The sequence below is a fragment of the Tsukamurella hominis genome (assembly GCF_965137015.1).
Taxonomy (GTDB): Bacteria; Actinomycetota; Actinomycetes; order Mycobacteriales; family Mycobacteriaceae; genus Tsukamurella; species Tsukamurella hominis.
This window is the reverse complement of the sequence record NZ_CBCRZG010000004.1, coordinates 263,725-289,304: the sequence shown is the minus strand read 5'-3', so window position 1 is coordinate 289,304 and position 25,580 is coordinate 263,725. Positions and strand designations below refer to the sequence as shown.

The window sequence follows — 25,580 nt, the reverse complement described above, 5'->3', positions numbered from 1 at the left end:
GACCATGACACCGGCACGTGGTCTCTGCGCGATCCTCGTCCTCGGTGCGGTGGCCCTGGCGGGCTGTGGGAGCGGACCGGGGGCCGACGGGAGCGCGGCGCCGTCGAGCTCCGGTGCCGCGCCCGCGGCATCGCCGCGCGACCTCGTGCTCACCGCCTCCGACCTGCCGCCGGGGATGGCGATGGCGGACTTCGCGATGGACGACGACGTGGTCCGCGGCGTGCTCGACCCGCTGACGGGGCAGCGACCGACGGGCACCACGTACTCGCCGTCCGCGTGCGCGCCGGTGTCGATGTTCGACGGGGCCGCCCAGCCCGCCCCCTCCCTCGCCGGCGTCGCCGCGGGCGACGGAGGCGGGCGGTCCACCTTCACGGAGGCCGTCGTCGCGCGCCGGCCCGACATCGCCACGGTCGCGGCCTACTTCCAGCGGTGCCGGATCGTGGTGCAGAACGACGGGGGAACCCCGCTGACCACCACGTACGCGGTTCGTGACGGGGAGCGGGGCAGGGCGGACCAGCTGCTCGTCGTCGAGGAGACCCCGGACGATCAGCTCTCGAAGCAGCGCGCCCTCGTGGCCTACGCCCGCGTCGGCGAGCACGCCGTGTGGGTGCGGCTACGGGCGTTCCAGGGCGAGAGTGTCGACCGCGCGCAGTTCGACCGGCTGGTCGCCGCGGCGGTCGACAAGGTCGCCCGGTCCGCCTGACTCCTTACCCCCGTGCCCGGTCCCGCTGCCGGAGCGTGGGTTTGTCGATCTTCCCGACGGGGTTCTTCGGGACGTCGTCGAGCAGGATCAGGTCGACGGGGACCTTCACCTTCGCCAGCTCCCCGCGCAGGCCGTCCAGGAGCTCGTCGGCGGTGACCGTCGCGCCGTCGCGGAGCGAGACGTAGGCGACGGGCACCTCGCCGAGCACCTCGTGCGGCCGCCCGATCACCGCGGCCTCGAAGACCTGCGGGTTCCGGTACAGCTGGGCCTCGATCTCCTTGGGGTAGATGTTCTCCCCGCCGCGGATCACCATGTCCTTCACGCGATCCACCAGCCGCAGGTAGCCGTCCTCGTCGAGCAGGCCGACGTCGCCGGTGCGCAGCCAGCCGTCGACGATCGTCTCGGCGGTGGCGTCGGGCCGGTTCAGGTACCCGGCCATCACCACCTTGCCGGCGATGAGCACCTCGCCGGTCTTGCCCGGCGCGACGTCGCGGAGGGCACCGTCGACGATGCGGATCCGCTGCCCCGGGAGCGCGGGCCCGACGGTGCCGGGCTTGCGCGGCCCGTCGAGCGGATTTATCGCCGACGCGGTGGTGGTCTCCGACAGCCCGTAGCCCTCGACGATCGGCACGCCGAACCGCGACTCGAACCTCTCGATGAGGTCGACGGGCATCGGTGCGGCGCCGCAGATTCCGAACCGCAGCGATGACGAATCCGGACGCACCTCCTCCGGCAGCGCGGTGAGCATCGCGTAGATCGCGGGCACCGCGGAGAAGTAGGTGGGACGGTGCCGCTCCACGGCGGGGAAGAACTCGTCCGGCCGGAACCGGCCGACGATCGTCGCGCGGCCGCCCGCCCGCAGCGGGGTGAGCGTGCCGAGGACGACGCCGTTGGCGTGGAACAGCGGCAGCACCAGCAGGCTGTGGTCGCGCTCGGTGAACGAGAAGTGCTCGATGAAGGAGGCCGTCATCGCTGCGATGTTCCCGTGGGTGATCATGACGCCCTTGGGCTTCCCGGTGGTGCCCGCGGTGTAGATGAGCAGCGCGAGATCCGAGGGCCGCACGGCGACGGCTTCCACCGGCTCGCCGTCGGACACGGCGAGAAGCTCGTGGCAGGCGATCGCCGCGACGCCGTCCGGGGTCTCTTCGCCGGCCTCCGTCACCAGCACGCGGGCGCCGGCATCGGCGGCCTGGTAGGCGATCTCGGGCGGCGCGAGCGCGGGATTGATCGGGGTGGCCGCCGCGCCCAGGCGCCACGCAGCGAATAGGGCGACCACCAGCTCGACCCGATTGGGCAGCAGCAGCCCCACCACATCGCCGCGGGACACCCCGTACTCCTCCAGCCGGATCGCGGCGGTGCGGACGGCCGCGGCGAACTCGGCGTTCGACAGATCGAGCCGGTCGTCGGCGATGGCGGGGGCCGACGGTGCCCGCGCCGCCCGGAACTCCGGGAGGGCGGGCACCTCGGACAGGTCGCGCACCGTCATCGGTGCACCGTGACGATCGGCTCGGAGATGAGGCCGAAGGTCCGTAGCACGCCCTCGAGCTCGCGGTGCCCGAAGGCCTGGCAGCCCGAGGCCAGCCCGACCCGCTTCGGCGGCTGCTGCAGCAGCGAGTACGCGGCGTAGGCCTGCAGCAGGCCCGTCTGCTTGTAGTTGCTGTTGCCGTGGATCACGACGTGCGAGCGGCCCAGCGGGCCGGAGGCGTGCACGGAGTCCAGCGACTTGTTCACGCGCGGATTCTCGCGCGGCGGCATCGAATTCATCACCTGGGCGGCGACGGCGTCGAGGGCGTCGGCGCGGTCCTCGGGCGACATGTCCTTCGTGGCTTCGAGCGCGTCCGCCACGATCACGGGCACGTTGTTCATCAGCGCCGCGTTGAAGACGCCGCCCTGCGCCTTGCAGTTCGCGACGCGCGGATCGCGCTTGAACCACACCGGGTGCGAGGTGCCGCCCCACGGCAGGGACTGCGCCAGTTCGTGTTGCCCGGGTACGGACAGGGGCACCAGGCCCTGCATCGGGTCGAACGAGACGTACTGGTTCTGCTCGAGGTAGAAGGCGTCGCCGCCCGCCGCGTTGACGAGGATCGTGCGGGTGGAGGCGATGGTGGGGCTGCCGCCCCAGAAGACCGCGATGTCGAGGGTGTCGAGCCCCGGTGTCTCCAGAGCGATCTGGGCCGCGATCTCGCCCGTGGTGTACATGTGGGCGATACCGGGCGCCAGCAGCAGGCCGGCCTCCGCGTACCGCTGATGGAACGTGTCGTCGCAGTGGATCATCCAGTCCTGCTCACCGTTGGTGTCGCTGTAGTGCGCACCGGCGTTCAAGCTGGCCTGGACCACCGTGTCGCCGAACTTGATGAACGGCCCCACCGTGTTCAGCACGACGGAGCTGCCGCGGAAGAGCTCGGTGAGGGAGTCGACGTCGTGATCGACCTGCACGACCTCGTAGTCGGCGGTCTCGATGCCCGCGACGTTCCTCTCCATCGACGCGGTCAGCTTGCCCTCGTCGCGGCCCGCCGCGGTGAAGGGCACGTTGTACTCGCGCAGGTACTCGCAGATGAGGCGCCCCGTGTACCCCGAGGCCCCGTACACCACTACCGGCTTGTTGCTCATGATTCTCCTTGTCCTGTGGATGTTTCCGTCACATGCCCATGCCGCCGTCGACGGGCAGCCCGGCCCCGTTGACGAAGCGGGAGGCGTCGGAGGCGAGGAAGACGACGGCGTCCGCCATGTCCTGCACCTCGCCGAGCCGGCCGCTGGGCGTGAGTCCCACGACCGCCTCGACGGCCTCCTCCGCAGAGCCGAACAGGCCGATCTTCGCCATGTCGACCGCGAGGCCGGTGCCCATCTCGGTGGGAACGAGGCCGGGGTAGATGCAGTTGACGCGCACGCCGTAGCCGAGCTTCCCGGCCTCCATCGCCGCCACGCGGGTCATCCGGTCGATGGCCGACTTGCTGGCGGAGTAGATCGCGATGCCGGGGAAGGCGATGGTCGCCGCCACGGAGGCGACGTTGATGATGGCGCCGCCGCCACCGGCCGCCCCGCCCGGCCGCAGGGCCCGCAGTCCGTGCTTGAGGCCGAGGGCCGTGCCGAGCACGTTCACGTCGAGCTGGCGGCGCACGTCCTCAACGGTGATCTCGGTGAGCAGGCCCGTGATCTCGACGCCGGCGTTGTTGACCACCACGTCGAGCCCGCCGAGGTGCGCGACGGTGGCGTCGATCGCGGCGGTCCAGCTCTCCTCGGAGGTGACGTCGAGGTGGACCGAGCCGTTGCCGGCTCCCAGCTCGGACGCGACGGTGGCGGCACGGTCCGCCTGCAGGTCGCCCAGCATCACCCGGGCGCCGGCGGCGGTCAGCGCACGGGCCATTCCCTCGCCGAGCCCCTGTGCCCCGCCGGTGACCAGGACCCGCCGGCCGGTCAGATCGAATGCGCTCACGACTACTCCCTTGATCGAGGTGGATCGGTGTCCGTGCGGCGTGTGGTGGCCGTCACATTCCAGAATCTAGACGACTGTCAAGAAAAATGTTGGACATTCGTCAAGACTTTTCGCTCGGGGTGCCGCCCAGGGGCGCGGCACAGGGGCTATCCTGGGACGATGCCGGCGCGCCGTCGGCCGGAGGAAGGGAGTGCGGGGTGACCGAGGTGATCGCGCCGGCTGCCGTGGGTGCCACCAAGCACGCCACGAAGGTCGCGGCCAAGCGCGACGAGCTGGCCCGTGCGGCGCTCAAGACCCTCTCCGAGCTCGGCTACGCCCGCACCAGCCTCCGCGAGATCGCCGCGAACTCGGAGTACAGCCACGGCGTGCTGCACTACTACTTCGCCGACCGCCTCGAGCTCATCGCGCACTGCGTGCACCTCTACAAGGCCGAGTGCATCGCCTCCTACGACGACGTGCTCCGTCCCGACGACGACGCGGCCGCGCTGCGCCTGCGGTTCGCGGAGCGGCTGGCCGCCACCATGGAGCACGACCTCCCGACCCATAAACTCTGGTACGACCTGCGCTCGCAGGCCATGTTCGAGGCGGCGCTCACCGACGACGTGCGCGAGATCGACGGCTCGCTCGAGGCGATGATCTGGCGGGTCGTGAGCCGCTACTCGGAGCTCGCGGGCGGTGTGCCGCTCCTCGACGCCGCGGGCACCTACGCCGCGCTCGACGGGCCCTTCGAGCGCGCCGTCCGTCGCCGCGTCCTCGGTGACGAGAGCGCCGGCGCCGTCCTCACCGCGCAGGTCTTCGATCTGCTCGACGCCCTCGTGGTCCGCGCGAGCCGCTGACGCCCGCCCGCAGGCGGCCGCGCCTCCTCGTCCCGGCCCCGCGTTCAGTCGGCCTCGGGCGGCCCGCCGAGGGCACCGTCGGTGAAGGTGCGGAAGGCGAAGGCGAGCGTGTCGAGCGATTGCAGTGTGCCGCTCTCGTAGCCCACGAGCAGGTACAGCGCGGTGGTCGCGTACTTCTCCGCGAGCTCGCGGTCGCCGATCACCTCGGCGTAGGTCTCCGCGATCACATCGCGCCGCTCCAGGTCGACCTCCGCCTGATGGCGGGCCACCTCCGGATCGTGCGCCGCCCACACCCGGATCGCGGCCTCGGTCGCGTGCGGCAGCGTCAGGCCGACGTGAGTGAGCGACATCAGCCGGTCGTAGGCGTCGGGCACCTGGCGCGCCGCCTCGATCAGCCGGTCGCTCTTGGTCTGTCGCCAGTACGCGATGAGCGCCGATGTGAACTCCGGCCAGCTCGGAAAGGCGTGGTAGAAGCTCCCGGTCGACGATCCGGCCTGCTCGCACACCGCCGCCAGCTTGAGCGACGCGTGCCCCCGCTCGGCCAACACTGCCAGACCCGCCTCCAGGAACCGCAGCTGGACGTAGCGCGACGGGCTGGAGCGGGCGGGGGGCATGCGGCGATGGTATCCGCCGCGGAGCCGGCGCCGTGGAAAGCTGACCGCATGCGACGGTCGGTCCTGGTCCCCCTGCTCGAGACGGTGCTCACCCTGTTGGGCCTGGCCTGGCTGGCCGCGGTCCTGGTGTTCGGCAGTTCCGCCGTGCCGCTGCTCGTGGTGTGGAACGTGGCCGCCGTCGCCTACGTGATCGCCGGCTGGTTCCTGTTGCGCCGCCGTATCCCCGCGGGCGAGGACGATCCGGTCCTGATGGCCGCGCCGCGCTGGCAGACCACGCTGTTCGCGGTCGTGGTCAGCGGCTCCGGCCTGGTGGGCGGTCTGCTCATGATCGCCACCCGCGGCGACGAGCCGGATCCCGCGCTCCAGCCCGTCGCCGCGGCCACGGTCCTTCTCTCGTGGCTGCTCCTGCACACCGCGTTCGCGCAGATCTACGCCCGCGACTACTTCTCCGCCGGCGGCCTGCAGTTCCCGGACTGCGAGCGCCCGCAGCTCACGGAGTTCGTCTACTTCTCCATCACCATCGGCACGTCCTTCGCGGTCTCGGACGTGACCGTCACGCGGCGTTCCACCCGCCGCCTGGTGATCGTGCACAGCGTGCTCAGCTTCTTCTTCAACGCGGCCGTCGTGGCGATCGCGCTGGACTGGATCAAGAGCGGAGGCTGAGCACGCCGTGCGCGGGCGTCAGGACGCCGCGACGGGGCTCTCGAGTCCGGACAGGCACGCCGGCAGCGGCGCGCGGTGCAGCACGCCGAGCCGCTGCGTCGCGCGGGTGAGCGCCACGTAGAGTTCCGCCGCGCCGCGCTCGCCGTCGGCGAGGATCGCCTCGGGGTCCACCACCAGCACCGCGTCGAACTCGAGCCCCTTCGTCTCCGCCGGCGGCACCGCGCCCGGCGTACCGTCGGGCCCGATGACGACGGACGTGCCCTCCCGGCCCGCCTCGTCCCGGACGAAGGCGTCGATCGCGCCGGCCACCCCGTCGTCGGTCACGGGCCGGGCCCACGGCCGGATCCCGGACGTGCGCACCGACTCCGGCGGTACGGCGCCGGGTGCGAACTCCGCCAGCACGTCCGCGGCCACCGCCATGATCTCCGACGGGGTGCGGTAGTTGACCGTGAGCGCGGTGTACGCCCACCGGCCCGCGACGTACGGGTCCAGCATCTCGCCCCACGAGCGGGCGCCCGCGGGTGCGCTGCGCTGCGTCAGGTCGCCGACCACCGTGAACGACCGGGACGGGCACCGCCGCATCAGGACCCGCCAGTCCATCGCCGACAACTCCTGCGCCTCGTCCACGACCACGTGCCGGTACGCCCAGGTCCGGTCCGCCGCGGCCCGCTCCACCAGGTCGCGGGTGTCCCGCTCCTCGAACCGCCCGGCCAGGTCGTCGGCGTACAGCAGGTCGGTCGCGAAGAGGTGGTCCTCGTCGTCCATCGAATCCGACCGGGACACCAGCGAATCCAGCACGCCCTCCGCGAACTCCGCCTGCTCCTTCCGGGCCGCGGCGGCGGCCGCGTCGTCCTGCGCCTCGTGCGGGCCGAGCAGCTCCGCGAGCTCGTCCAGCAGGGGCACGTCGGACACGGTCCAGGCGGCACCGTCGGACCGCAGCAGCGACGGGTCCGCGCCCGCCGCGGCGAGCCGCTCGGGCGAGCTCAGCAGGTCCGCGAGCAGGGCCTCGGGGGAGAGCATGGGCCACAGCGCGTCGACGGTGCGCCGGAACGTCCCGTCCACCGCGAGGTCCGCGAGCATGCTGCCGCGCATCTCCTCCCACGCCCGCGTGTCCTCGCGGCGCAGCCACTGCTTCCCGATCCGGCCCAGCGCCCGCTCGGTGATCGCCCAGGTCAGCACGTCGAGGAAGACCGCACGCGCCTGGTTGTGCGGCCGCCCGCTGTCGCGCGCCTCGTCGCGGGCCCAGCCGACCACGTCGGCCTCGATCCGCACCGTCGCGTCGCCGAGCCCGATGGAGACCGGCGTCTCCGGCAGGGTGCGACGATCCGCGACCGCGGCGGCGAGCACGTCGGCCATCGCGGCCGCGCCCTTGATCCGCGCCACAGCCGGCGCGTCCTCCGCGCGAGCCGTGACGCCCGGGTACAGCGTCGCCGGGGTCGCGAAGACCACGTCGGACTCGCCGAGCGAGGGCAGCACCCGCCCGATGTGCTGCAGGAAGGAGGTGTTCGGGCCCACCACCAGCACGCCGTGCCGCTCGAACCGCGCCCGCTGCGTGTACAGCAGGTACGCCACCCGGTGCAGCGCCACCACCGTCTTGCCGGTGCCGGGGCCGCCCTCGATCACGGTGACGCCCGGGTTGTCGGAGCGGATGATCCGGTCCTGATCGGCCTGGATGGTCGCGACGATGTCGCGCATCCCCTCCCCGCGCGGCGCGTTGACCGCGGCCAAGAGGGCCGCATCACCGCGGGCGTCGGCACCCGGGCGACCCAGCATCTCGTCGGTGAACGCGGTCAGCGCGCGGCCGTCGCTGAGGAACTGCCGCCGTCGGTGCACGCCCTCCGGGTGCGCGCCCGTCGCCGTGTAGAAGGGCCGCGACGCCGGGGCCCGCCAGTCCAGCAGCAGCTCCCTGTCGCCGTCCTCGTCGTCGAAGAGGCCCAGGCGTCCCACGTACCGCGTCCCGACGGTGCCGTCCGGCTCCCCGTCGAGCCGGCCGAAGGCCAGCCCCTCCTCGGCGACGCTCAGCCGCCGCACCTCTCGCGCCGAGGTCATCACGTCGCCCTCCCGGTCCACGGCCCGGCCCTCGTGGTCGCGCAGCGCGTCGGCGTACCGTCGGCGCGCCCGGTCCCGCTCGGCATCCAGCCGCGCGTACAACCCCGCCACGTAATCGCGCTCCGATGCCAGCTCGTTCTCGTATTCAGACATGCACCCACCTCGCAAGAAATCGGATCCGGCCAGCGAGTATGCGCCCTCCACGGGGCCTTGCGGCAAGGCCCCGTGTGCGTTATAAGTTGAAGAGGGAAAGAGAACTCGCGCCGCGCGTCAGCAGTAGACGGCCTGCAGGTGGCGACGAATCCGTTCGGCGAACCGCGGACTGCCGGCGTTCCGCAAGGCAACCGGGAGCGAGGAATACCCCGGCTTGCGCGTCCAGTACTCCTGCTGCTCGATGGTGACATCGCGGATCACAGACGGCGCCGAGTCGTCGATCAAGACGAGCACACTGTCCGGCGTGTGTGGTTCGAAGGTCAGGTCGTCATCGTTGATGAGGGACTGGAATTTCGTATCGTCGGTGACGAGATAGTCGACGCTTCCGTGGATCGCCGCGTTCACGACGTGCCAGTCGTGGCGGTCGGGGTGGCCTTTGTGGGAGATGTCGAATCCGTCGATGCGGCTCCCACCGTGGATCTTGCGGATCCGGTCGAATCGGGTGGTGAGCGCACCATCCGGAATCTCCGGGTTGTCGCGCCGGAGGTGGTAACGAGCCTCAGCGAGGATGTCCTCGGTCCACATCACCGTGATGAGTCCGGACCGGTGCAGGCTGATCATCGAGAACCAGTCCTGAAGCGTTCGTGAGTAGAACACGTTCGCGTCGAGGAGGATTCGATTCGACGGAGCCATGAGTGGACCCTAGCGGTTGCACACGCCGCGAGGGTCCACTCGGCCGGCAAGCCCCGCTACAGCCCTATCTCGTCGTCGAGTTCGCGGAGCTCGTCCAGCGCTCGGCGACGTTCGAGGCGATCCCGCTCGATGTGGGCCAGGACATCCGACGAGAGCAGCCTGGTGTGGCTGCCGACCATGTGCGAAGGAATGGTGCCCGCGCGAACGAGCTTCATCAGGGTGGGCCGGGAGATGCCCAGCTGGCGTGCTGCTTCGGTGGTCGACATCTCCTTCGGTATGGAGCCGATGGTGATCGTGCTCCCGGTCGACATCGCGGCGATCACCTCTTTGAGCAGGTCCGCCAGTTCCCGCGGCACGACGACGGGCTCGGAGCCCTCGGACGCCACAGTGATGGGTTGAGCGTGCGTCGTGACCTGCAGGGACAGATCTCTGGCTTGCTCGATGGTGACCGCATCTGTGGTGATGGACCGCCGGAGTGTCGTAGCCACCCTGACCACCTCCTCGTCCGCCCAGCCTACCGAGTTGCACTTATAAGTGCAACAGCATTCCGGCCACTCTGACGCGAACCGCGCGCGAATCCCGCTTCGTCTGTAGGTTCGGACGAGTGGACCTCCGAAGATTCCTCGACGGTCGTGGGGGTCAGCTCGGCTTCCTCACCTATCAACACGCCTCCCTGGTGATCCAGTGCGTGGTGATCGGGGCGGTCATCGCGCTTGCGATCGCAGCCCTGGTGTACCGCTCGCGCGCGGGGGCCGCGTTCGCCACCGCCGTCGCCTCCGTCGGGATGACGGTGCCCTCCCTCGCGCTGCTCGCGCTGCTGCTCATCGTGTTCGGGCTGGGCGTCACCCCGTCGGTCACGATGCTCGCCTTCTACGCGACGCTGCCGATCCTGACCAGCGCGATCGTCGGGCTGCAGGCGGTGCCCCCGGCGCTGGTCGAGGCGGCCCGCGGCCTGGGCATGCCGCGCTGGCGGGTGCTCGCCACCGTCGAACTGCCGAACGCGTGGCCCGTGATCCTCACCGGCATCCGGGTGAGCACGCAGCTCGTGGTCGGCGTCGCGACGGTGGTCGCCTACGTGCTCGGCCCGGGCCTGGGCTCCCTGATCTTCTCCGGCCTCGCCCGCCTCGGCGGCGCCGGTGCACTCGAATCCGCGCTGGTGGGCACCGTTCTCGTGGTGGCCGTCGCGCTCGTACTCGACGGTCTGCTGGTGCTCCTGGGCCGCTTCACCGTCTCGAAGGGACTGCGATGAGTCAAACCACGGGCGTTGCCATCGAGCTGGAGAAGGTGATCAAGCGCTACCGCGGGCAGGAGAAGCCGGCGGTCAAGGAGCTGTCCATCGTCATCGAGGCGGGCGAGACCGTCGCGATCGTCGGGCCCTCGGGCTGCGGCAAGACCACCACGCTGAAGATGATCAACCGGCTGATCGAGCCCACCTCGGGGCGGGTGCTCATCGGCGGGACGGATGTCACCAAGGCGGACGCCGACGGCCTCCGGCAGGGCATCGGCTACGTGGTCCAGGCCGGCGGCCTGTTCCCGCACTGGACCGTCGAGAAGAACATCGGCGCGGTGCCGGGCCTGCTCGGCTGGGACAAGGCGCGCACCCGCGCCCGCGTCACCGAGCTGCTCGAACTGGTCGGGCTGGACCCCGACGTCTTCCGGGGTCGGTTCCCCAAGGAGATGTCCGGCGGCCAGCAGCAGCGCGTCGGCGTCGCACGCGCGCTGGCGGCCGACCCGCCGGTCCTCCTCATGGACGAGCCCTTCGGCGCGGTGGATCCCATCACCCGCGTGCGGCTGCAGGACCAGCTCCTCGCGATCCAGGAGGAGCTGCACAAGACCATCGTCATCGTCACCCACGACGTCGACGAGGCGATCAAGCTCGGCGACCGGGTGCTGATCCTCTCCGAGGGCGGCCAGATCGAGCAGTTCGGCACGCCCGAGGAGATCCTGACGGCGCCGGCCAACGCCTTCGTCGAGGAGTTCGTCGGCTCGGGCGCCACCCTCAAGCACCTCTCGCTCAGCTCCGTCGGCGAGATCCCCAGCGCCCCCGTCGTGCTCGCCCGCCCCGGCGACCCGTCGGAGGAGGTGGCCGCGCGGGCCAAGGAGGCCAAGCTCAGCTGGGTCGTCGTGGTCGACGAGGAGGACCGGCCGCGCGCCTGGCCCTCGGTGTCCGAGGTGCTGAGCAAACCCGTCGTCTCGACCTACGTCGACCAGCGGCTGCCCGTCGCCGAGCGCACCGCGACCCTGGCCGACGCGCTCGACGTGATGCTGGCCGCCAGTCAGGGCGGCGTACTGGTCACGCAGCGCGGCAAGGTGATCGGCGCGCTCACCATCGAGCAGGTCGCGCAGCGGATCCGGGAGCGGCAGGCCATCGCCAACCCGGAACAGGCCGCCGACACCTACCGGGCGGCCCCGTCGTGACCGCCGCGGCCAAGGCGCCCAGGGAGGCGCGCGTCGGGCCCACGCCGCGGTTCGCGGGCGGCGTGCCGATCGACCTGATCCTCGAACCGCTGCTCGTGGTGGTCGGCTTCGTCGGCTATCTGATCTGGCACGCGAGCCAGGACTTCTCGGAGACCGAGGCGGTGCAGCTGCAGTGGTCCGAGCTGGGCGGCTCGGTGTGGGAGCACATCCAGCTCACTGTGGTCTCGGCCGTGCTCGTGGTGCTCATCGCGATCCCCCTGGGGATCCTGGTCACGCGCAAGCGGTTCGCCCGCGTCGGGCCCGTCATCGTCGCCCTCGCCAACGTCGGCCAGGCCGCGCCCGTACTGGGCATGGTCGTGCTGTTCGCCATGTGGTTCGGCACCGGCTTCCGCACCGCGGTCGCCGCGCTCGTCGTGTACGCGGTCCTCCCGATCCTGCAGAACACCGTCACCGGCCTCCGCCAGGTGGACGACCGGGTGATCGAAGCCGCGCGCGGCCAGGGCTTCTCGGCCTTCCAGACCCTCCTTCGGGTGGAGCTGCCGCTGTCGGTGCCGGTGATCCTGCACGGCGTGCGCACGGCTCTCGTCATCCTCGTCGGCACCGCGACCCTCGGCACCTTCATCGGCGCCGGCGGGCTGGGCGTGCTCATCACCACCGGCGTCACCCTGTACCTGCCCGCCCTGCTGTTCTCCGGCGCGCTGCTGGTCGCCCTGCTCGCGCTCGCCATCGACTGGCTGGCCCGGCTCGCCGAGTACCTGCTGGCGCCGCGCGGCCTGCGCGGGGTGACCGCGTGACCCGGCGGGCGCGCGTGCGGCGCGCACTGCTGCCCGTGGTGGCCGCCCTGTCGCTCGTCCTCGCCGGATGCGGCCTGGAGAGCTCGTCGGGCCATTTCGTCCACGCCGAACCCGCGGACGGTCAGACGCCGCTGGCGGGCGCGAAGATCTCCGTGACCTCGAAGTCCTTCTCCGAGGGCATCCTGCTCGGCAAGATCAGCACGACGATCCTGCAGGCCGCGGGGGCCGAGATCACCGACCTCACCAACGCGCCGGGCTCGATGTCCTCCCGGCAGGCGATGACGAGCGGCGCCGCCGACGTCTCGTGGGAGTACACCGGCACCATCTGGGTCAGCTACCTCGGCCAGACCGAGACCATCAGCGACTCCACGGCGCTGTGGACCCGGGTCCGCGACGCCGAGCGGGCGAACGGGATCGAGGTCCTCACCCCGGCCCCGTTCAACAACACCTACGCCTTCGCGGTCACGCCGGCGCAGAAGGCGCAGCTGAAGTTGAACACGCTGAGCGAGTTGTTCCGGCTGCCGCCGGCGCAGCGCTCGCTGTGCGTGGACCCCGAGTTCCAGTCGCGCCCCGACGGACTGGGGCGACTGCTGGAGAAGTACGAGGTGCCGCTCGGCAGCGGCACCCCGGCGAACACCATCACCACGATGGACGCGGGCGTGATCTACTCCGCGATCTCCGGCAGCACCTGCCTCGCGGGCGACGTCTACGCCACCGACGGCCGCATCCGGAAGCTCGGGCTGCAGCTGCTCGAGGACGACCGGAAGTTCTTCCTGCCCTACGACGGTGTGCCGGAGGTGCGTACCGACGCACTGGCGAAGTACCCCGCGATCAAGGACGTGCTCGGCAAGGTCAGCCGCCTACTGACCAACGAGACCATGCAGGAGCTCAACGGGCAGATCGACATCGAGGGCCGCGACCCCGCCGACGTGGCGGCGACCTGGCTCAAGAAGGTGGGCCTCGTCCGCTGATCGCCGGCCCCGACCGGGGAGGCGCTTTCGGTCGCGGTGAGCGGAAGGGTTCACCCGGTGCGCGCCCCGTCCGACACTGAAGCGCATGACCGATACCGCACCGGACCTGCTGGCGCTCACCGCGACCGAGGCCGCCAAGGTGTGTGCCGGTGACTACGACCGCGTGATCCCCACCGACTGGCCGGTGGGGGAGCGGTGGTCGACCCGACTGTGGGGCGACGACGATGTGGACGTCTGGCTCATCAGCTGGGTGCCCGAGCGTTCGACGGAGCTCCACGACCACGCCGGCTCGCTGGGCGCGCTCACCGTGGTCTCGGGCGCGCTCGCGGAGCGCAGCTGGGACGGGGAGGCCCTGCGGGAGCGGCGGATCGACGCCGGCGGGCAGGCCTCCTTCGACCGCGGCTGGGTGCACGACGTGACCCGGCACGCCGACGCCCACGACGCGGCGACGGGCGAGGCGGCCACGCCCACCCTCTCCGTGCACGCCTACTCCCCGCCGCTGACCGCGATGTCGTTCTACGAGGTGACGCCCGGCGGTAGGCTCCGCAGGGTGCGCAGCGAACTGACCGACGAACCCGAGGGCCCCACCGGCGGGCGCGGCATCGACGAGCTCCTGGCGAGCGCGCGGGACCGCATCGACCGCGTCGAGGCCGCCGACCTACGGGCCGAGCTGGACGCCGGCGCGATCCTCGTCGACACCCGGCCCGCGGCGCAGCGCGCCGCCGAGGGTGAGGTCGACGGTGCCCTGATCATCGAGCGGAACGTGCTCGAATGGCGGCTCGATCCGTCGTCCGACGCCCGCATCCCCGAGGCCACCGGGTGGGACGTGCGGTGGATCGTGATGTGCCAGGAGGGCTACTCCAGCTCCCTCGCCGCCGCCGCCCTGCGCGACATCGGGCTGCACCGCGCCGCCGACCTGGCGGGCGGGTACAAGGCGCTGTCGTCCGCGCCCGCCGCTCCGACCTCGGGCTAGGACGGTCGCGGCACGGACCACCGCACGACGGTGCCGGGCCGCTCGGCATTCGCATCCGCGGGCAGCAGGTCGACGGTGCCGCCCCGCAGTTCTGCGCGCGTGGCGAGGTTCCGCAGCCCGCTCCGCCGGCCGCCGTCGGGGATGCCCGTCCCGTCGTCGGTGACCTCCACGGTGACCGCGTCGCCGCTCGCGATGACCGTCACGGTGACGCGGGTGCCGCCCGAATGACGCACCGCGTTGGAGACGCTCTCCGTCACCACCGCCTCCAGGTCGCGGGCGAGGCCGTCGTCGCCGACCGCGCTCTCCACGGGTCCTGAGAAGCCGACGTCGACGGACGCGCCGCCGCCGTGCGCGACCGCCCGCACCGCCCGGACCAGGCGGCTCCGGAGCCCGCTCCCGTCGGTGGACAGCTCGAAGATGGTCGAGCGGATGTCGGCGATCGTGCGGTCGAGCTCCCCGATCGCCGCGTCGAGCCGCTCGCGGACGGGCTCGTCGGCCGCGGCGGCGCGCGCCACCTGCAGTCCGAGGCCTGCGGCGAAGATCCGCTGGATCACGTGGTCGTGCAGATCCCGGCCGATCCGCTCGCGTTCCTCGATGACCTGGAGCTCGCCGAGCCGCTGCTGCTGGCGCAGGGTCTCCGCGTGCATCTGGGCGTTGTCGATGGCGACGGCCGTGGCGGCGGCGAAGATCTCGATCGCCTTCGCGTCGCCGGCGGTGAACGGGGCCCCGTCGGCCTTCTCCGCCAGGTAGATGCAGCCGAACAGCTCTCCGCCGACGATGATCGGCGCGCCCAGGAAGCTGTGCATCGGGGGATGGTTCGGCGGGAACCCGACCGAGGACGGGTGCTCGGAGAGCTCCGCGATCCGGACGGGCTGCTGCACCTCGAGGAGGTAGCCGAGCAGGCCGCGGCCGCACGGCGGATCGCCGATCAGCGCCGCCGCCTCCGCGTCGACGCCGACGTAGATGAACTCCTGCAGCGAGCCGTCGTCGTTGCTCACGCCCACGGCGCCGTACCGCGCGTCGACCAGCGCCATCGCCGAGGTGACGATGCGGCGGACCGTCGCGGGCAGGTCCAATCCCTGCGCCACGACCATCACCGCGCTGAGGATGTCCTGCAGGTCGGCGTCCCGACGCGGCGCGTCGGCGCCGTGCTCCGCCGTCACCGGACCGCTCCCCGCCGACGGGGGAGCACCGTCGGGACGAACGTCCCTGGCGCGGAGCCCCTCCGGCCGCCACGCTGGGCGGCGTGAACGGAATCGACATCGACCCGCTGGACCGGTCCGACGTGCGCACCCTCGTCGTGGATCTCGCCGAGGCCGCCTACACCGGCCGCCTCTCCCGTTGGAACGAGGTGCGCACGACCGCGTCCCTCGACGACCTGGATTGGGAGTACCTGGTGTGCCGGCTCCTGGGCCGGCTGCTCGCCGAACGCGCCGTGCAGCGCGGCACCCCCGCCGTCGACGCGTGGCGGCAGGCCCGTGCGGCGCTGGCCTGAGGCGCTCATCGCCGCGCTCCGCCCGCGTCGCGCCACTGCGCCGCGCGCAGGGCCGCCTGCACCCGGTTCTCCACGCCGAGCTTCGCCAGGATGCCGGTGACGTGGTTGCGGACGGTCTTCTCCGCCAGGAACATCCGCTCCGCGATCTGCTTGTTCGTCAGTCCCTCGGCGAGCAGCTCGAGCACCGCCTCCTCCTGCCCGGTCAGACCCGACGGGGCCGGCGGCGCGGTCTGGTCCCGGCGGATCCGCTGCAGCACCCGGGCCGTGCTCGCCGAGTCGAGGAGGGATCCGCCGGCCGCGACGGTGCGGATCGCCGAGACCAGCTCGGTGCCGCGGATCTGCTTGAGCACGTAGCCCTGCGCGCCCGCGGTGATCGCGTCGAGCAGGGCCTCGTCGTCGGAGTACGAGGTGAGTACGAGGCAGGGCAGGTCGGGCACCTGCTCACGGAGCGTGCGGACGAGATCGATGCCCGACCCGTCGGGCAGGCGCACGTCGACCACCGCGACGTCGGGGCGCACGGCGGGGATGCGGGCGAGCGCCTCGCGGACCGTCGACGCCTCGCCCACCACGGTGTGGCTGCCGTCTGAGGCGAGGAGGTCGGCCAGGCCGCGCCGGACGATCTCGTGGTCGTCGACGAGGAATACCGAGGACATGCCCTCAGCGTAGGCCCGCGCGGGGCGGGTGCACTCCTCGGCGGACCGTCGGCGGACGAGGTCGGGACATACGTCCCGGGCGGGCCGGTACGCACGTCCCCACCTGCGGTGACGCAACGCCGCGGCGTCGATCGGGACATCCTCGGGGACCATCGCCACTGCCCGCGCTGGCCGCGCCGCGCCAGGCTGGGAACCATGAGTGATCTGACCGACCTGGAACTGCTGTACGAGCTCTCGGAGACCGCCGAGCGGGAGGTCGACCGGCACCTGCGGCAGGCGGTCGACTGGCACCCGCACGACTACGTGCCGTGGAGCCGCGGCCGCGACTTCGCCGCGCTCGGTGGCGAGGACTTCCGGGAGAGCGACTCCGCGCTGTCGCCCGTCGCCCGGGCATCGCTGGTGATGAATCTGCTCACCGAGGACAACCTTCCGAGCTACCACCGCGAGATCGCCGAGAACTTCACCCTCGACGGGGCCTGGGGCTACTGGGTGCACCGGTGGACCGCGGAGGAGGCACGGCACTCGATCGTGCTGCGCGACTACCTCACCGTGACCCGTGGAGTGGATCCCGTCGAACTCGAGGACCTGCGCATGACGCAGATGCAGCACGGCTTCGCGCCCGGGATGAACTCGATGCTGCTGTCGGTGAGCTACGTGACCTTCCAGGAGCTCGCGACCAGGATCAGCCACCGCAACACCGCCGCGGTCTGCGACGACCCCGTCGCCGACCGGATGCTGGCCCGCGTCGCGGCCGATGAGAACCTGCACATGCTCTTCTACCGCAACATCCTCGGCGCCGCGATCGAGGTCGCGCCGGCGCAGGCCCTGGCGGCGATCCACGCCGTGCTCACCAACTTCCAGATGCCCGGCGCGGCGCTGCCGCACTTCCGGCGCGACGCCGTCCTCATGGCCAAGAGCGGCATCTACGACCTGCGCCAGCACCGCGACGCCGTGGTGGTGCCGGTGCTGCGCCACTGGGGGTTGCTCGAGCGCACCGACCTGTCGGGCGAGGCCGCGCGGATGCGCGACCTGATCGGCGACTTCGTCGACGAGTTGGACGTCCGGGCGGCGAAGTTCGAGGCCGCCCGGGACCGCGCCCTCGAGCGCGACGCCCGCCGCCGGGAGCGTGTCGCCGGGTGACCGGATTCGGCTAGATTGGCGGCATGCAGGTACAGCTCCGTCACAACCCGTCGTTCACCATGGCCCGGTGCCAGCTGGCGCCGAACGAGCCGATGACCGTGGAATCGGGCGCCATGGTGGCGCACTCCGCCGGGATGAACCTGCAGTCGCAGGCGCAGGGCGGCATCATGCAGGGCCTCAAGCGCAGCCTGCTCTCGGGCGAGTCCTTCTTCGTCTCCACCTTCACCGCGCCGCAGCAGGGCGGCTGGGTCGACATCGCGGGCACGCTGCCCGGCGACGTCGCCGTGCTGCAGATCCAGCCGGACCGGCCCTACTACGTGACGCGCGGCGGCTGGCTCGCCAGCTCCCACGGCGTGCAGACCACCACGCAGTTCGGTGGCGCGAAGACCTTCTTCGGCGGCGAGGGCGCCTTCGGCCTGCAGGCCGCGGGCCAGGGCGAGGTGCTCGTCGCCTGCTACGGGGCCATCGACGTCATCGACCTCCGCCCGGGCGAGCAGGTGGTGATCGACACCGGCCACGTGGTGGCCTACGACCTGAACATGCAGTTCTCCATGCGCCGCGCCGTGCAGGGGAAGTGGATCCAGTCGATGAAGTCCGGCGAGGGGATGGTCTTCGAATTCACCGGCCCCGGCCGGGTGCTGCTGCAGACCCGCAACCCGCGGGGCCTCGAGAGCTGGATCCGGTCGGTGGCGCCGTCGGCCTGACCGGACGGATTCCTGCAGCGCACGAACCTGCAGGTCGGGCAGTCTAGTTCGGCGCGATCGGGCCCGGGGGACTTCCCCGGAGATTTGACCAATGCCATGACCACTGTGATCTAGTGGGATCATGGCTACTGTAACTAATAAGACAGGAGACCATCGCCGGACGACCGACTGGGTCGTTTTCGGTGTGACGGCCGCCGTGGTCCTGGCGTTCGTCCTCTGGGGTTTCCTGGATTCGGACGGGTTGAAGCAGACGACCTCCGATGTCCTCAATTGGATCATCACCGATTTGGGTTGGCTGTTCCTCATCTCAGCCAGCTTCTTCGTCCTTTTCGCAGCTTTTCTGGCCTTCTCCCGCTTCGGTCGCATCCCCCTGGGGCGCGACGGGGAACGGCCCGAGTTCAAGACCGTGTCGTGGATCGCGATGATGTTCAGCGCGGGCATGGGCATCGGCCTCATGTTCTTCGGCGCCGCCGAGCCGATCGCCCACTACGTGGGCGCGCCTCCCGGCATGAACGGCCACGACGTGGCCGTCGCGATGGCGACCACCATGTTCCACTGGGGCTTCCACCCGTGGGCCATCTACGCGGTGGTCGGCCTCGCGATCGCCTACAGCACCTACCGGTGCGGGCGCAGCCAGCTGATCAGCTCGGTGTTCGCGCCGATCTTCAACCGCACCGGCGGGCACGGCGTGGGCGGCCGGGTGATCGACATCCTCGCCATCTTCGCCACGCTCTTCGGCACCACGGCCTCGCTGGGACTGGGTGCCGCGCAGGTCGGTGCCGGCCTCGAGCGGCTCGGCTGGGCGGACGACGGCTCCAGCAAGCTGCTGCTCGTCGCGATCATCGCCGTCCTGACGCTGGCCTTCGTGGCCTCCGCGGTCTCGGGCGTCGCCAAGGGCATCCAGTGGCTCTCGAACACCAACATGGTGCTCGCCCTCGTGCTCGCGCTCTTCGTCTTCGTGGTCGGCCCCACCGTGTTCATCCTGAACCTGCTGCCCACGTCGATGGGCGCGTACGCGGCCGACTTCATGGACATGTCCGCCCGGTCCGCGGCCAACGAGCCCGAGGCCGGCGAGTGGCTCGCCACCTGGAGCATCTTCTACTGGGCCTGGTGGGTTAGCTGGACCCCGTTCGTGGGCCTGTTCCTCGCGAAGATCTCCCGCGGCCGCACCATCCGCGAGTTCGTGATCGGCGTCATGGCCGTGCCCACCCTGGTCTCGCTGGTGTGGTTCGCCGTCTTCGGCGGCACCGCGATCCACCAGGAGCAGGCGGGCCTCGAAGTGAGCAAGGCGGCGAACGAGGAGGTCCTGCTCTTCGACGTCCTCGGCAACCTGCCCTGGCCCACGATCACCGCCTTCCTCGTGGTGCTGCTGGTCGGCATCTTCTTCGTCTCCGGCGCGGACTCGGCGTCCATCGTGATGGGCACCCTGTCGCAGCGCGGCGCCGAGGAACCGAACCGGCTCATCACCATCTTCTGGGGCGTGCTCACCGGTAGCGTTGCGGCACTGCTGCTCTGGGTGAGCGGTGACGACGCGCTGACCGGTATCAAACAGATGGCGATCATCGCCGCCGCGCCGTTCCTCGTGGTGATGATCGGCATGTGTGTGGGCCTGATGATGGACCTCTGGCACGATCCCCTGATCGTGGCCGAGCGGGCGCACCGCGACGAGCTCGGCGAGCGCATGCGCTGGCACGCCAACACGCTCGCGGTGACCGACGACAGCACGGACGTGCTCCCGTCGGCCGACCTGCCGGTCTACTCCGACGGCGAGGTCCCGGAGGACCTCTACCACCCGCCGCACACCGGCGAGCTGGTCACGATCGAGGTCTACGACGCCGATCACTCCGGGCCGATCGAAATCGATCCGAAGGACGACACCTCCCGGTAGACAGGGAGGCATGACCTCCTCCGTCACCGCCGAGACCCGTTCCGGCCGCGTCCGCGGCACCGTCGAGCAGGGTGTGGCCCGCTTCCTGGGCCTGCCCTACGCCGCCCCGCTCGACGGTGCCGGCTGGCTCCTGCCGGCCGCGTCGCCGGCGCCGTGGGCGGGCGAGCGCGACGCCTCCGCCTTCGGCCCGACGGTGCCCAAGCCGGGCTACCAGGGGCCGGTCGCGGAGATCCTCACCGCCGAGCCCGACTTCCCCGGGCCGGAGTGCCTCAACCTCAACGTGTGGGCGCCCGAGGGCGCCGACGCGCTACCCGTGTTCGTGTGGATCCACGGCGGCGCCTTCCGCAACGGCAGCGGCCGTAGCGGCTACTACGACGGCGCGGCCTTCGCCCGCGACGGCGTCGTGTGCGTGACGATCAACTACCGCCTCGGCGCGCTCGGCTTCCTCGACACCGGGGACGAGCACACCAACCTCGGCCTGCGCGACCAGATCATGGCGCTGGAATGGGTGCGCGACAACATCGCCGCCTTCGGCGGCGACCCGACGCGGGTCACCGTCGCCGGGGAGTCCGCGGGCGGCATGAGCGTCGGCTCGCTGCTCGGATCCCCTCTGGCGCAGGGTCTGTTCGCGCAGGCCGTGCTGCAGAGCGGCGCGGGCCACCACGCCATCACCCGGGAGACCGCACAGCAGGTCACCCGCGCCCTCGCCGAGCGCCTCGGCGTCGAACCCACCCGCGCGGGCTTCGCGGCGGTCGACCCCGCCGCGCTCGTCGACGCCACGACGGCGCTCGACGCGGAGATCCAGGCGAATCCGGACCCCAGTGCCTGGGGCGAGCTCTCGCGGAACGTGATGATCTTCGAGCCCGTGATCGACGGCGACGTCCTGCCGCAGCTGCCGATCGACGCGATCCGCGCCGGCTCGGGCGCCGGCGTACGGGTCCTGGTGGGCGCCAACGCCGACGAGGCCCGCTTCTTCATCGTGCCCGGCGGGCTCATCGATCTGCTGCCCGAGGCGGCGCTGGCCCCCACCGCGGCGAAGTACGGCCTGCCCGACCCGGCGGCCGCGGTCGCCGCCTACCGTGCGGCCGAGCCCGCCGCCTCGCCCGGGGACCTGTTCTGCCGCATCATGGCCGACTGGTTCTTCGGCATCCCCGCGGTGCGGATCGCCGAGGCGCGCGCGGAGGCGCCCGCCGCCACCTTCTTCTACCGCTTCGACGAGCCGTCCACCGCGCTCGGCGGCCGCCTCGGCGCGTGCCACGCCGTCGAGCTGGCCTTCGCCTTCGACAACCTCCACGCCGAGGGCGTCACCAACCTGACGGGGCCCGCCCCCGCGCAGGCCGTCGCCGACGAGACCCACGGCGCCTGGGTGCGTTTCACCCGCGGTGAGGACCCCGGCTGGGCGCCCTACCTTCCCGCCCGCACCGTGCGGGTGTTCGGCGGCGAGGGCGGCACCGTCGTCGACCCGGCGCCCGAGCTGCGGGCGCTCTGGGACGGGGTGCGCTGAGCGCGGTCTACCGCGCGGGCCGCAGCATCGGGATGAGCTCGGGGCCGCGGGGCAGGCGGATCGGGGCCAGCGGCTCGAACCCGAACCGCTGGTACAGGGGCACGTTGCGGGGGTTGCTCGACTCGAGGTAGGCCGTGCCGGTGACCCGCTCGAGGCCGTACCGCAGTAACGCCGAGCCGAAGCCGCGGCCCGGAACGGCCGATCCGATCGTGGCGAGGTACCAGTGCGGCTCCGTCGGCCGGCGCTCCTCGAGCGCGGCCACCAGGGCGGCGCCCCGCCCGAACCCGGTGCTGATCCCCGCGGCCAGCAGCGGCAGCGACGCGACCTGCCGCAGCGGGTGCGGCGCGTGGCCCGGCGGGTCCCAGGACGCCGCGGCGACGGGCTCGGCACCGTCGAACAGCAGGTGGCTCGCCCCCGGGGCCCCGTGCGAGGCCACGTGGATGCCCGCGAAGGTGACGCGGTCGAGCCGCGGGGAGGGCTGGACCCACCGGATCACGGGATCGTCGGCGAAGGCGCGGGCGAGCACCCCGAACGACGCCCACAGCGTGCGCGGCGTGACGTCCTCGATGCGGTGCCGGGTGACCGGTTCCATGCTTCGACGGTACGCCCGCGGCGGGCCCGGCGGGCGGTGCCGCCGGGCCCGCCGGGGATCAGTACGGCGCGGAGCGCATCGGCCCCGGCGTGTACCAGCCCGAGCGGGTGGCGGTGCCGAGCTCCAGCTGCGCGGGCTCCGCCGCCGTCCACGGCGTGAACTTCGTCAGCGTGCCCCAGTCCATCGCCCACTTGCCCTTGAGGTACGTGGGAACGATCTGTTCGTGGTACAGCGCGTCGGTCACGCCGAGCGGGCCGCCGGTCTTCCACCCCTGCCACGTGTTCGAGGTGAGCACCGTCGCCATGTAATCGGGCGAGATCCGGTACTCGGGCCGCTCGAACAGGCCGTTGACCGCGCGCACCTGGTGCTGGCACGGGAAGGCGAAGGCGACCATGAAGTCCAACGCCACGACGGTGTCACGGCCCAGGAACTCCTGCAGCGTCTTCATGGGCGTCATCCGCGGCGGGGTCACGACGATGGCGTCGGCGGCGGGCACCTTGTCGTCGATCACCACGCGCACGGTGTTCGTGCCGCGCGGCAGGTCGGCCGTCGGGAAACGCAGGTTGCGCCAGTTGTTGTTCGTCCACGCGTCCAGCGGGGCCAGGCGGCCCAGCGGCTGCACCGCGCCGTTCTCGGACCGGTGCCCGGCCTCGAGGAACAGCGTCCGGCCGTCGCGCGCAACGCCGTTGATGCCCGTCGCGGCGACGGGCCCTGCTACGGACAGCGTGACGAGCGGGGTCGACTCGTCGATCGCGCCGAGCGTGTACCAGTCCGTGGTGAGGTTCGCCAGGCCCGTCGCGCCCGAGGAGCCCAGCACCGGCGTGGTCGCCGGGTTGAGGCCGAAGGGCAGCGGCACCCCGTCGGTCTTCGGGTCGGGGTTCCGCTTGCCGCCCACCGTCTCCGGCACGTCGGAGTTGGTCACGTCGGTGTTGTGGCCCGGGTTCGACTTCACGGGCGACAGCCACCCGGGGATCCCGGTGGGGGAGAAGCCCGTCGACTTACCGGCGAGGGCCTGAGTCGCGCTCGGCACGGAACCGTCGGGCCGCGGGGCGGGCTTGAGCTGCCCGGCGTTGGGGTCGGTCTCCATCAGGACGTAGTCCGCCATCGAGCACGTGTCACCCTGCAGCGCACGGACGTTCGACGCGGTCCAGGAGAAGCTGCCGCGCTGCGCGTAGGCGCCCTTCGCCATGGTGCCCACGTCGAACAGGACCATGAGCATGGTGAGGATCGCCAGCGTCGGGAGGGTCCGGCCGCGGGTCTTGGTCGGCTCAGGTGCGTAGTCGCGCCGGTAGTGCAGCCACAGACCGTAGAGGGCCGTGAGTACGGAGGCGAAGAACAGCATCCAGGAGATCTCGAGCCCGAAGAGCTGCGGCGGCATGGTGTTCCACGGGATGCCGTAGGTGCCCACCCAGTAGTAGCCGACGCGGGCGGCGAAGGAGATCGCGGCGATGAACAGCGCTGCGGCGGCGAAGAAGACGCGGTTGCGCTTGGACCGCATCATCGGCGCCATGGTCAGCGTCGCGGCCACGGCGGCGATGCCCGCGGCATAGCCGGCGAACAGGCCCAGGTGGTGCGTCCACTTGGTCGGGGTGAAGGCCAGCAGCACCACGGTGGCGAAGAAGACCGCCATGAGGCGCCACACGGGGCCCGAGGAGATGCCGGCCGGGCGCTTGCGGCGCAGCATGAAGGTCAGCACCGTCAGCAGGCAGAGGAAGGCGGTGAGCACGCCGATCCGGCGCACGGCGGAGCCGTCCTCCGTCTCGAGCATGAGGTAGTAGTAGCGGACGCCCTCCTCGTACCAGTCCAGGGTGGGCCCGGTGACGCCCTTGACCGTGATGGCCTCGCGCAGCGCCGCCGCGGTGGGTGTGAAGAAGGCGTAGAACAGGTACGCCATGCCCGAGGCGAGGATCGGCGCGATCAGCGGCAGCAGCCCGTCGCGCCCCCGGCGCTTGACGATGCGCGTGATGATCTGGCGCGACGCGGCGAGCAGCGCGGCGACGGCGATGAGGCCGCCGGGCGCGGCGCCCACGCAGAGCGCCGCGCACGGGACGGCGATCGCCACGGGCAGCATGCGGCCGGTCGCGATGGCGCGCTCCACCGAGACCCAGGTCAGCAGGGAGAAGAAGACCACCGCGGGCTCGGGACGCAGGCCGTTGTTGAGCGGCAGCCAGATCAGCAGGAAGCCGCCCGCGCCGGCCCACAGGGCGGCGGGGTTGTTGCGCACGGCGCGGCCGAGTCGCGGGATCATCTCGCGCGAGATCACGAGCCAGGTCAGCAGACCGAAGATCAGCCCGGGCACCCGCATCGCGGGCGCCGCGGTCGTGACGTGCGAGATCGCGGTGAACAGGTAGTCGTTCCAGCCGACGGGGTTCTCCGGCACGCCGAAGCTGCGGAAGTAGTTGATCATGTAGCCGCTGAACTTCGTCTGCGTGGCCATCGTGATCTGGTAGCCGTCGTCGGACGTGTTCGGCCCGATCAGCCACCAGATCCCGAGCACGCCGATCACGGTGAAGTCCACGGGCCGCGGGCGCAGCCAGCCCTGCGGCATGAAGCGGATGTGGCCGCGGCCGTCGCGCATGTCCACGAAGCCCAGCGCGATCAGCGCGAGGATCGTGGAGGCGATGCCCACGACGATGGCGATCAGCTTGATGGTCGACGGGGTGGTGACGAACCGGGTGTCCACCTGCGTCGAGACGTCGATCCCGGCGACGGGCGTCGAGGCGGGGAGATCGGTGTAGAAGCCGGCGATCTGCGGCCGCAGGTTGGGATCGGCGACGGTGTTCGACAGCTGGTTCGAGGTCTGCGCGCCCTGCGGCATCCCGGTGAACTCCGCCGTCGTCGCCTCGGGGGTGGAGACGAAGCGGATGGCGCAGCCCGCGCCCGCGCGTGCCACGTCGGCGCGGCTCGCGGTCGCCAGCGCGACGTCGCGGTCGGCGATGATGACGTTCTTGGCGTCGGCACGGATCACCAGGCCCTGCAGGCCCGGGCGCGGCCCGTCCTCGGGGAGCGTGCGCAGCAGGGTGCCGCCCGCGGCGGGCAGCTCGTCGACCACCGAGCACGGCAGCGAGACGTCGAGCCGGATCGGGGTGTACGAGACGAGCGGCGCCTCGACGTTCGAGACCTTGCCGTTCTGCGGCCAGTGCAGCGCGGTGGTGGTCTCCTTGACCGGCAGGAAGGGCGTGAGGATCGCCAGGACGAAGCCGAGCAGGCCCGCCACGGCGGCGACGATCCGCCACTTCCCGTAGCGCTGCTCCGGCGGCACCGTCGCGGCTGCGGTCGAGTTATCGCTGGTCATCATCGATTC

At 71.5% G+C, this 25,580-nt stretch carries 24 protein-coding genes and 1 pseudogene; 14 read left to right on the top strand and 11 right to left on the bottom strand.

What is annotated here, in order from left to right; all coding sequences use genetic code 11:
* Window positions 1-4 precede the first annotated feature (4 nt).
* Window positions 5-703, top strand: a complete 699-nt coding sequence (locus ACM9LD_RS08115; RefSeq protein WP_415676207.1) for a hypothetical protein — start codon at window positions 5-7, stop codon at window positions 701-703.
* A gap of 4 nt (window positions 704-707) precedes the next feature.
* Here the strand turns inward: ACM9LD_RS08115 and ACM9LD_RS08110 are convergent, their stop codons facing one another.
* Genes ACM9LD_RS08110 through ACM9LD_RS08100 form a run of 3 tightly spaced genes read right to left on the bottom strand, consistent with a single transcriptional unit; the run spans window position 708 to window position 4,136 of the window.
* Window positions 708-2,189 (bottom strand): class I adenylate-forming enzyme family protein, encoded by a 1,482-nt coding sequence (locus ACM9LD_RS08110; RefSeq protein ID WP_415676206.1) that lies wholly within the window; start codon window positions 2,187-2,189, stop codon window positions 708-710.
* A complete protein-coding gene (locus tag ACM9LD_RS08105) occupies window positions 2,186-3,316 on the bottom strand; it encodes a DUF5938 domain-containing protein (RefSeq protein ID WP_415676233.1) in 1,131 nt (376 codons plus the stop codon). Before ACM9LD_RS08105 ends, ACM9LD_RS08110 begins: the two co-directional genes overlap by 4 nt.
* A 25-nt stretch (window positions 3,317-3,341) precedes the next feature.
* A complete protein-coding gene (locus ACM9LD_RS08100; protein WP_415676205.1) occupies window positions 3,342-4,136 on the bottom strand; it encodes an SDR family NAD(P)-dependent oxidoreductase in 795 nt (264 codons plus the stop codon).
* Window positions 4,137-4,333: 197 nt separating this feature from the next.
* On the opposite strand from ACM9LD_RS08100, the gene ACM9LD_RS08095 reads away from it, so the two are divergent.
* Window positions 4,334-4,972, top strand: coding sequence for a TetR/AcrR family transcriptional regulator (locus ACM9LD_RS08095; RefSeq protein ID WP_415676204.1), 639 nt, complete (start codon window positions 4,334-4,336; stop codon window positions 4,970-4,972).
* Between the two features lie 44 nt (window positions 4,973-5,016).
* Here the strand turns inward: ACM9LD_RS08095 and ACM9LD_RS08090 are convergent, their stop codons facing one another.
* The gene (locus tag ACM9LD_RS08090) at window positions 5,017-5,586 is read right to left on the bottom strand and encodes a TetR/AcrR family transcriptional regulator (RefSeq protein ID WP_415676203.1); all 570 of its coding nucleotides are present in this window, start codon (window positions 5,584-5,586) and stop codon (window positions 5,017-5,019) included.
* Window positions 5,587-5,634: 48 nt separating this feature from the next.
* On the opposite strand from ACM9LD_RS08090, the gene ACM9LD_RS08085 reads away from it, so the two are divergent.
* The gene (locus tag ACM9LD_RS08085; RefSeq protein ID WP_415676202.1) at window positions 5,635-6,249 is read left to right on the top strand and encodes a DUF1345 domain-containing protein; all 615 of its coding nucleotides are present in this window, start codon (window positions 5,635-5,637) and stop codon (window positions 6,247-6,249) included.
* Window positions 6,250-6,267: 18 nt separating this feature from the next.
* On the opposite strand, the gene helR is transcribed toward ACM9LD_RS08085, so the two are convergent.
* From helR to ACM9LD_RS08070, 3 genes are all read right to left on the bottom strand, one after another.
* Window positions 6,268-8,451 (bottom strand): RNA polymerase recycling motor ATPase HelR, encoded by a 2,184-nt coding sequence (helR, locus tag ACM9LD_RS08080; RefSeq protein ID WP_415676201.1) that lies wholly within the window; start codon window positions 8,449-8,451, stop codon window positions 6,268-6,270.
* 117 nt (window positions 8,452-8,568) lie between these two features.
* The gene (locus ACM9LD_RS08075) at window positions 8,569-9,144 is read right to left on the bottom strand and encodes a PIN domain-containing protein (RefSeq protein WP_415676200.1); all 576 of its coding nucleotides are present in this window, start codon (window positions 9,142-9,144) and stop codon (window positions 8,569-8,571) included.
* Window positions 9,145-9,200: 56 nt separating this feature from the next.
* Window positions 9,201-9,632 carry a helix-turn-helix domain-containing protein gene (locus ACM9LD_RS08070; protein ID WP_415676199.1) on the bottom strand — a complete coding sequence of 144 codons (432 nt, stop codon included), beginning with the start codon at window positions 9,630-9,632 and terminating at the stop codon, window positions 9,201-9,203.
* 116 nt (window positions 9,633-9,748) lie between these two features.
* On the opposite strand from ACM9LD_RS08070, the gene ACM9LD_RS08065 reads away from it, so the two are divergent.
* The 6 genes and pseudogenes from ACM9LD_RS08065 to ACM9LD_RS08040 all read left to right on the top strand — a co-directional run bounded on the left by ACM9LD_RS08065 (window position 9,749) and on the right by ACM9LD_RS08040 (window position 14,300).
* Window positions 9,749-10,393 carry an ABC transporter permease gene (locus tag ACM9LD_RS08065; protein ID WP_415676198.1) on the top strand — a complete coding sequence of 215 codons (645 nt, stop codon included), beginning with the start codon at window positions 9,749-9,751 and terminating at the stop codon, window positions 10,391-10,393.
* On the top strand, window positions 10,390-11,562 hold the full coding sequence (locus ACM9LD_RS08060; RefSeq protein WP_415676197.1) for an ATP-binding cassette domain-containing protein: 1,173 nt from the start codon (window positions 10,390-10,392) through the stop codon (window positions 11,560-11,562). The genes ACM9LD_RS08065 and ACM9LD_RS08060 overlap by 4 nt, the downstream gene beginning before the upstream one ends.
* Window positions 11,559-12,356, top strand: coding sequence for an ABC transporter permease (locus tag ACM9LD_RS08055; RefSeq protein WP_415676196.1), 798 nt, complete (start codon window positions 11,559-11,561; stop codon window positions 12,354-12,356). The genes ACM9LD_RS08060 and ACM9LD_RS08055 overlap by 4 nt, the downstream gene beginning before the upstream one ends.
* Window positions 12,353-13,327 (top strand): glycine betaine ABC transporter substrate-binding protein, encoded by a 975-nt coding sequence (locus tag ACM9LD_RS08050; protein ID WP_415676195.1) that lies wholly within the window; start codon window positions 12,353-12,355, stop codon window positions 13,325-13,327. The genes ACM9LD_RS08055 and ACM9LD_RS08050 overlap by 4 nt, the downstream gene beginning before the upstream one ends.
* An 85-nt stretch (window positions 13,328-13,412) precedes the next feature.
* Window positions 13,413-13,910: pseudogene (locus ACM9LD_RS08045) on the top strand (cupin domain-containing protein); the annotation flags it as partial.
* Entirely contained in the window at window positions 13,890-14,300 is a 411-nt protein-coding gene (locus tag ACM9LD_RS08040) for a rhodanese-like domain-containing protein (RefSeq protein WP_415676232.1), read from the top strand. The pseudogene ACM9LD_RS08045 and the gene ACM9LD_RS08040, both read left to right, overlap by 21 nt.
* Here ACM9LD_RS08040 and ACM9LD_RS08035 read toward each other — a convergent pair.
* Entirely contained in the window at window positions 14,297-15,463 is a 1,167-nt protein-coding gene (locus tag ACM9LD_RS08035; protein WP_415676194.1) for a GAF domain-containing sensor histidine kinase, read from the bottom strand. The genes ACM9LD_RS08040 and ACM9LD_RS08035 overlap by 4 nt on opposite strands.
* A gap of 83 nt (window positions 15,464-15,546) precedes the next feature.
* Here ACM9LD_RS08035 and ACM9LD_RS08030 point away from each other — a divergent pair, with 83 nt between their 5' ends.
* Window positions 15,547-15,795 (top strand): hypothetical protein, encoded by a 249-nt coding sequence (locus tag ACM9LD_RS08030; RefSeq protein WP_415676193.1) that lies wholly within the window; start codon window positions 15,547-15,549, stop codon window positions 15,793-15,795.
* 5 nt (window positions 15,796-15,800) lie between these two features.
* Here the strand turns inward: ACM9LD_RS08030 and ACM9LD_RS08025 are convergent, their stop codons facing one another.
* Window positions 15,801-16,448 carry a response regulator transcription factor gene (locus ACM9LD_RS08025; protein WP_415676192.1) on the bottom strand — a complete coding sequence of 216 codons (648 nt, stop codon included), beginning with the start codon at window positions 16,446-16,448 and terminating at the stop codon, window positions 15,801-15,803.
* A gap of 195 nt (window positions 16,449-16,643) precedes the next feature.
* Here ACM9LD_RS08025 and ACM9LD_RS08020 point away from each other — a divergent pair, with 195 nt between their 5' ends.
* The 4 genes from ACM9LD_RS08020 (at window position 16,644) to ACM9LD_RS08005 (ending at window position 21,684) form a co-directional block, all read left to right on the top strand.
* Window positions 16,644-17,588, top strand: a complete 945-nt coding sequence (locus tag ACM9LD_RS08020) for an acyl-ACP desaturase (protein ID WP_415676191.1) — start codon at window positions 16,644-16,646, stop codon at window positions 17,586-17,588.
* Between the two features lie 23 nt (window positions 17,589-17,611).
* On the top strand, window positions 17,612-18,292 hold the full coding sequence (locus ACM9LD_RS08015; protein WP_211132452.1) for a TIGR00266 family protein: 681 nt from the start codon (window positions 17,612-17,614) through the stop codon (window positions 18,290-18,292).
* A gap of 121 nt (window positions 18,293-18,413) precedes the next feature.
* On the top strand, window positions 18,414-20,180 hold the full coding sequence (locus tag ACM9LD_RS08010) for a BCCT family transporter (RefSeq protein ID WP_068526128.1): 1,767 nt from the start codon (window positions 18,414-18,416) through the stop codon (window positions 20,178-20,180).
* Between the two features lie 10 nt (window positions 20,181-20,190).
* The gene (locus ACM9LD_RS08005) at window positions 20,191-21,684 is read left to right on the top strand and encodes a carboxylesterase/lipase family protein (protein ID WP_211132451.1); all 1,494 of its coding nucleotides are present in this window, start codon (window positions 20,191-20,193) and stop codon (window positions 21,682-21,684) included.
* 7 nt (window positions 21,685-21,691) lie between these two features.
* Here ACM9LD_RS08005 and ACM9LD_RS08000 read toward each other — a convergent pair whose 3' ends face one another.
* On the bottom strand, window positions 21,692-22,276 hold the full coding sequence (locus ACM9LD_RS08000) for a GNAT family N-acetyltransferase (protein WP_244967672.1): 585 nt from the start codon (window positions 22,274-22,276) through the stop codon (window positions 21,692-21,694).
* A 58-nt stretch (window positions 22,277-22,334) separates the two neighbouring features.
* Entirely contained in the window at window positions 22,335-25,571 is a 3,237-nt protein-coding gene (locus tag ACM9LD_RS07995; RefSeq protein WP_068526125.1) for an arabinosyltransferase domain-containing protein, read from the bottom strand.
* Window positions 25,572-25,580 lie beyond the last annotated feature (9 nt).

What these genes read in the sequence shown, in the direction of transcription:
- ACM9LD_RS08115 (WP_415676207.1), top strand. Translation starts at nt 5, where the DNA reads ATGACACCGGCACGTGGTCTCTGCGCGATCCTCGTCCTCGGTGCGGTG.
- ACM9LD_RS08110 (WP_415676206.1), bottom strand. Translation starts at nt 2,189, where the DNA reads ATGACGGTGCGCGACCTGTCCGAGGTGCCCGCCCTCCCGGAGTTCCGG.
- ACM9LD_RS08090 (WP_415676203.1), bottom strand. Translation starts at nt 5,586, where the DNA reads ATGCCCCCCGCCCGCTCCAGCCCGTCGCGCTACGTCCAGCTGCGGTTC.
- ACM9LD_RS08085 (WP_415676202.1), top strand. Translation starts at nt 5,635, where the DNA reads ATGCGACGGTCGGTCCTGGTCCCCCTGCTCGAGACGGTGCTCACCCTG.
- helR (WP_415676201.1), bottom strand. Translation starts at nt 8,451, where the DNA reads ATGTCTGAATACGAGAACGAGCTGGCATCGGAGCGCGATTACGTGGCG.
- ACM9LD_RS08075 (WP_415676200.1), bottom strand. Translation starts at nt 9,144, where the DNA reads ATGGCTCCGTCGAATCGAATCCTCCTCGACGCGAACGTGTTCTACTCA.
- ACM9LD_RS08060 (WP_415676197.1), top strand. Translation starts at nt 10,390, where the DNA reads ATGAGTCAAACCACGGGCGTTGCCATCGAGCTGGAGAAGGTGATCAAG.
- ACM9LD_RS08025 (WP_415676192.1), bottom strand. Translation starts at nt 16,448, where the DNA reads ATGTCCTCGGTATTCCTCGTCGACGACCACGAGATCGTCCGGCGCGGC.
- ACM9LD_RS08020 (WP_415676191.1), top strand. Translation starts at nt 16,644, where the DNA reads ATGAGTGATCTGACCGACCTGGAACTGCTGTACGAGCTCTCGGAGACC.
- ACM9LD_RS08015 (WP_211132452.1), top strand. Translation starts at nt 17,612, where the DNA reads ATGCAGGTACAGCTCCGTCACAACCCGTCGTTCACCATGGCCCGGTGC.
- ACM9LD_RS08010 (WP_068526128.1), top strand. Translation starts at nt 18,414, where the DNA reads ATGGCTACTGTAACTAATAAGACAGGAGACCATCGCCGGACGACCGAC.
- ACM9LD_RS08005 (WP_211132451.1), top strand. Translation starts at nt 20,191, where the DNA reads ATGACCTCCTCCGTCACCGCCGAGACCCGTTCCGGCCGCGTCCGCGGC.
- ACM9LD_RS08000 (WP_244967672.1), bottom strand. Translation starts at nt 22,276, where the DNA reads ATGGAACCGGTCACCCGGCACCGCATCGAGGACGTCACGCCGCGCACG.
- ACM9LD_RS07995 (WP_068526125.1), bottom strand. Translation starts at nt 25,571, where the DNA reads ATGACCAGCGATAACTCGACCGCAGCCGCGACGGTGCCGCCGGAGCAG.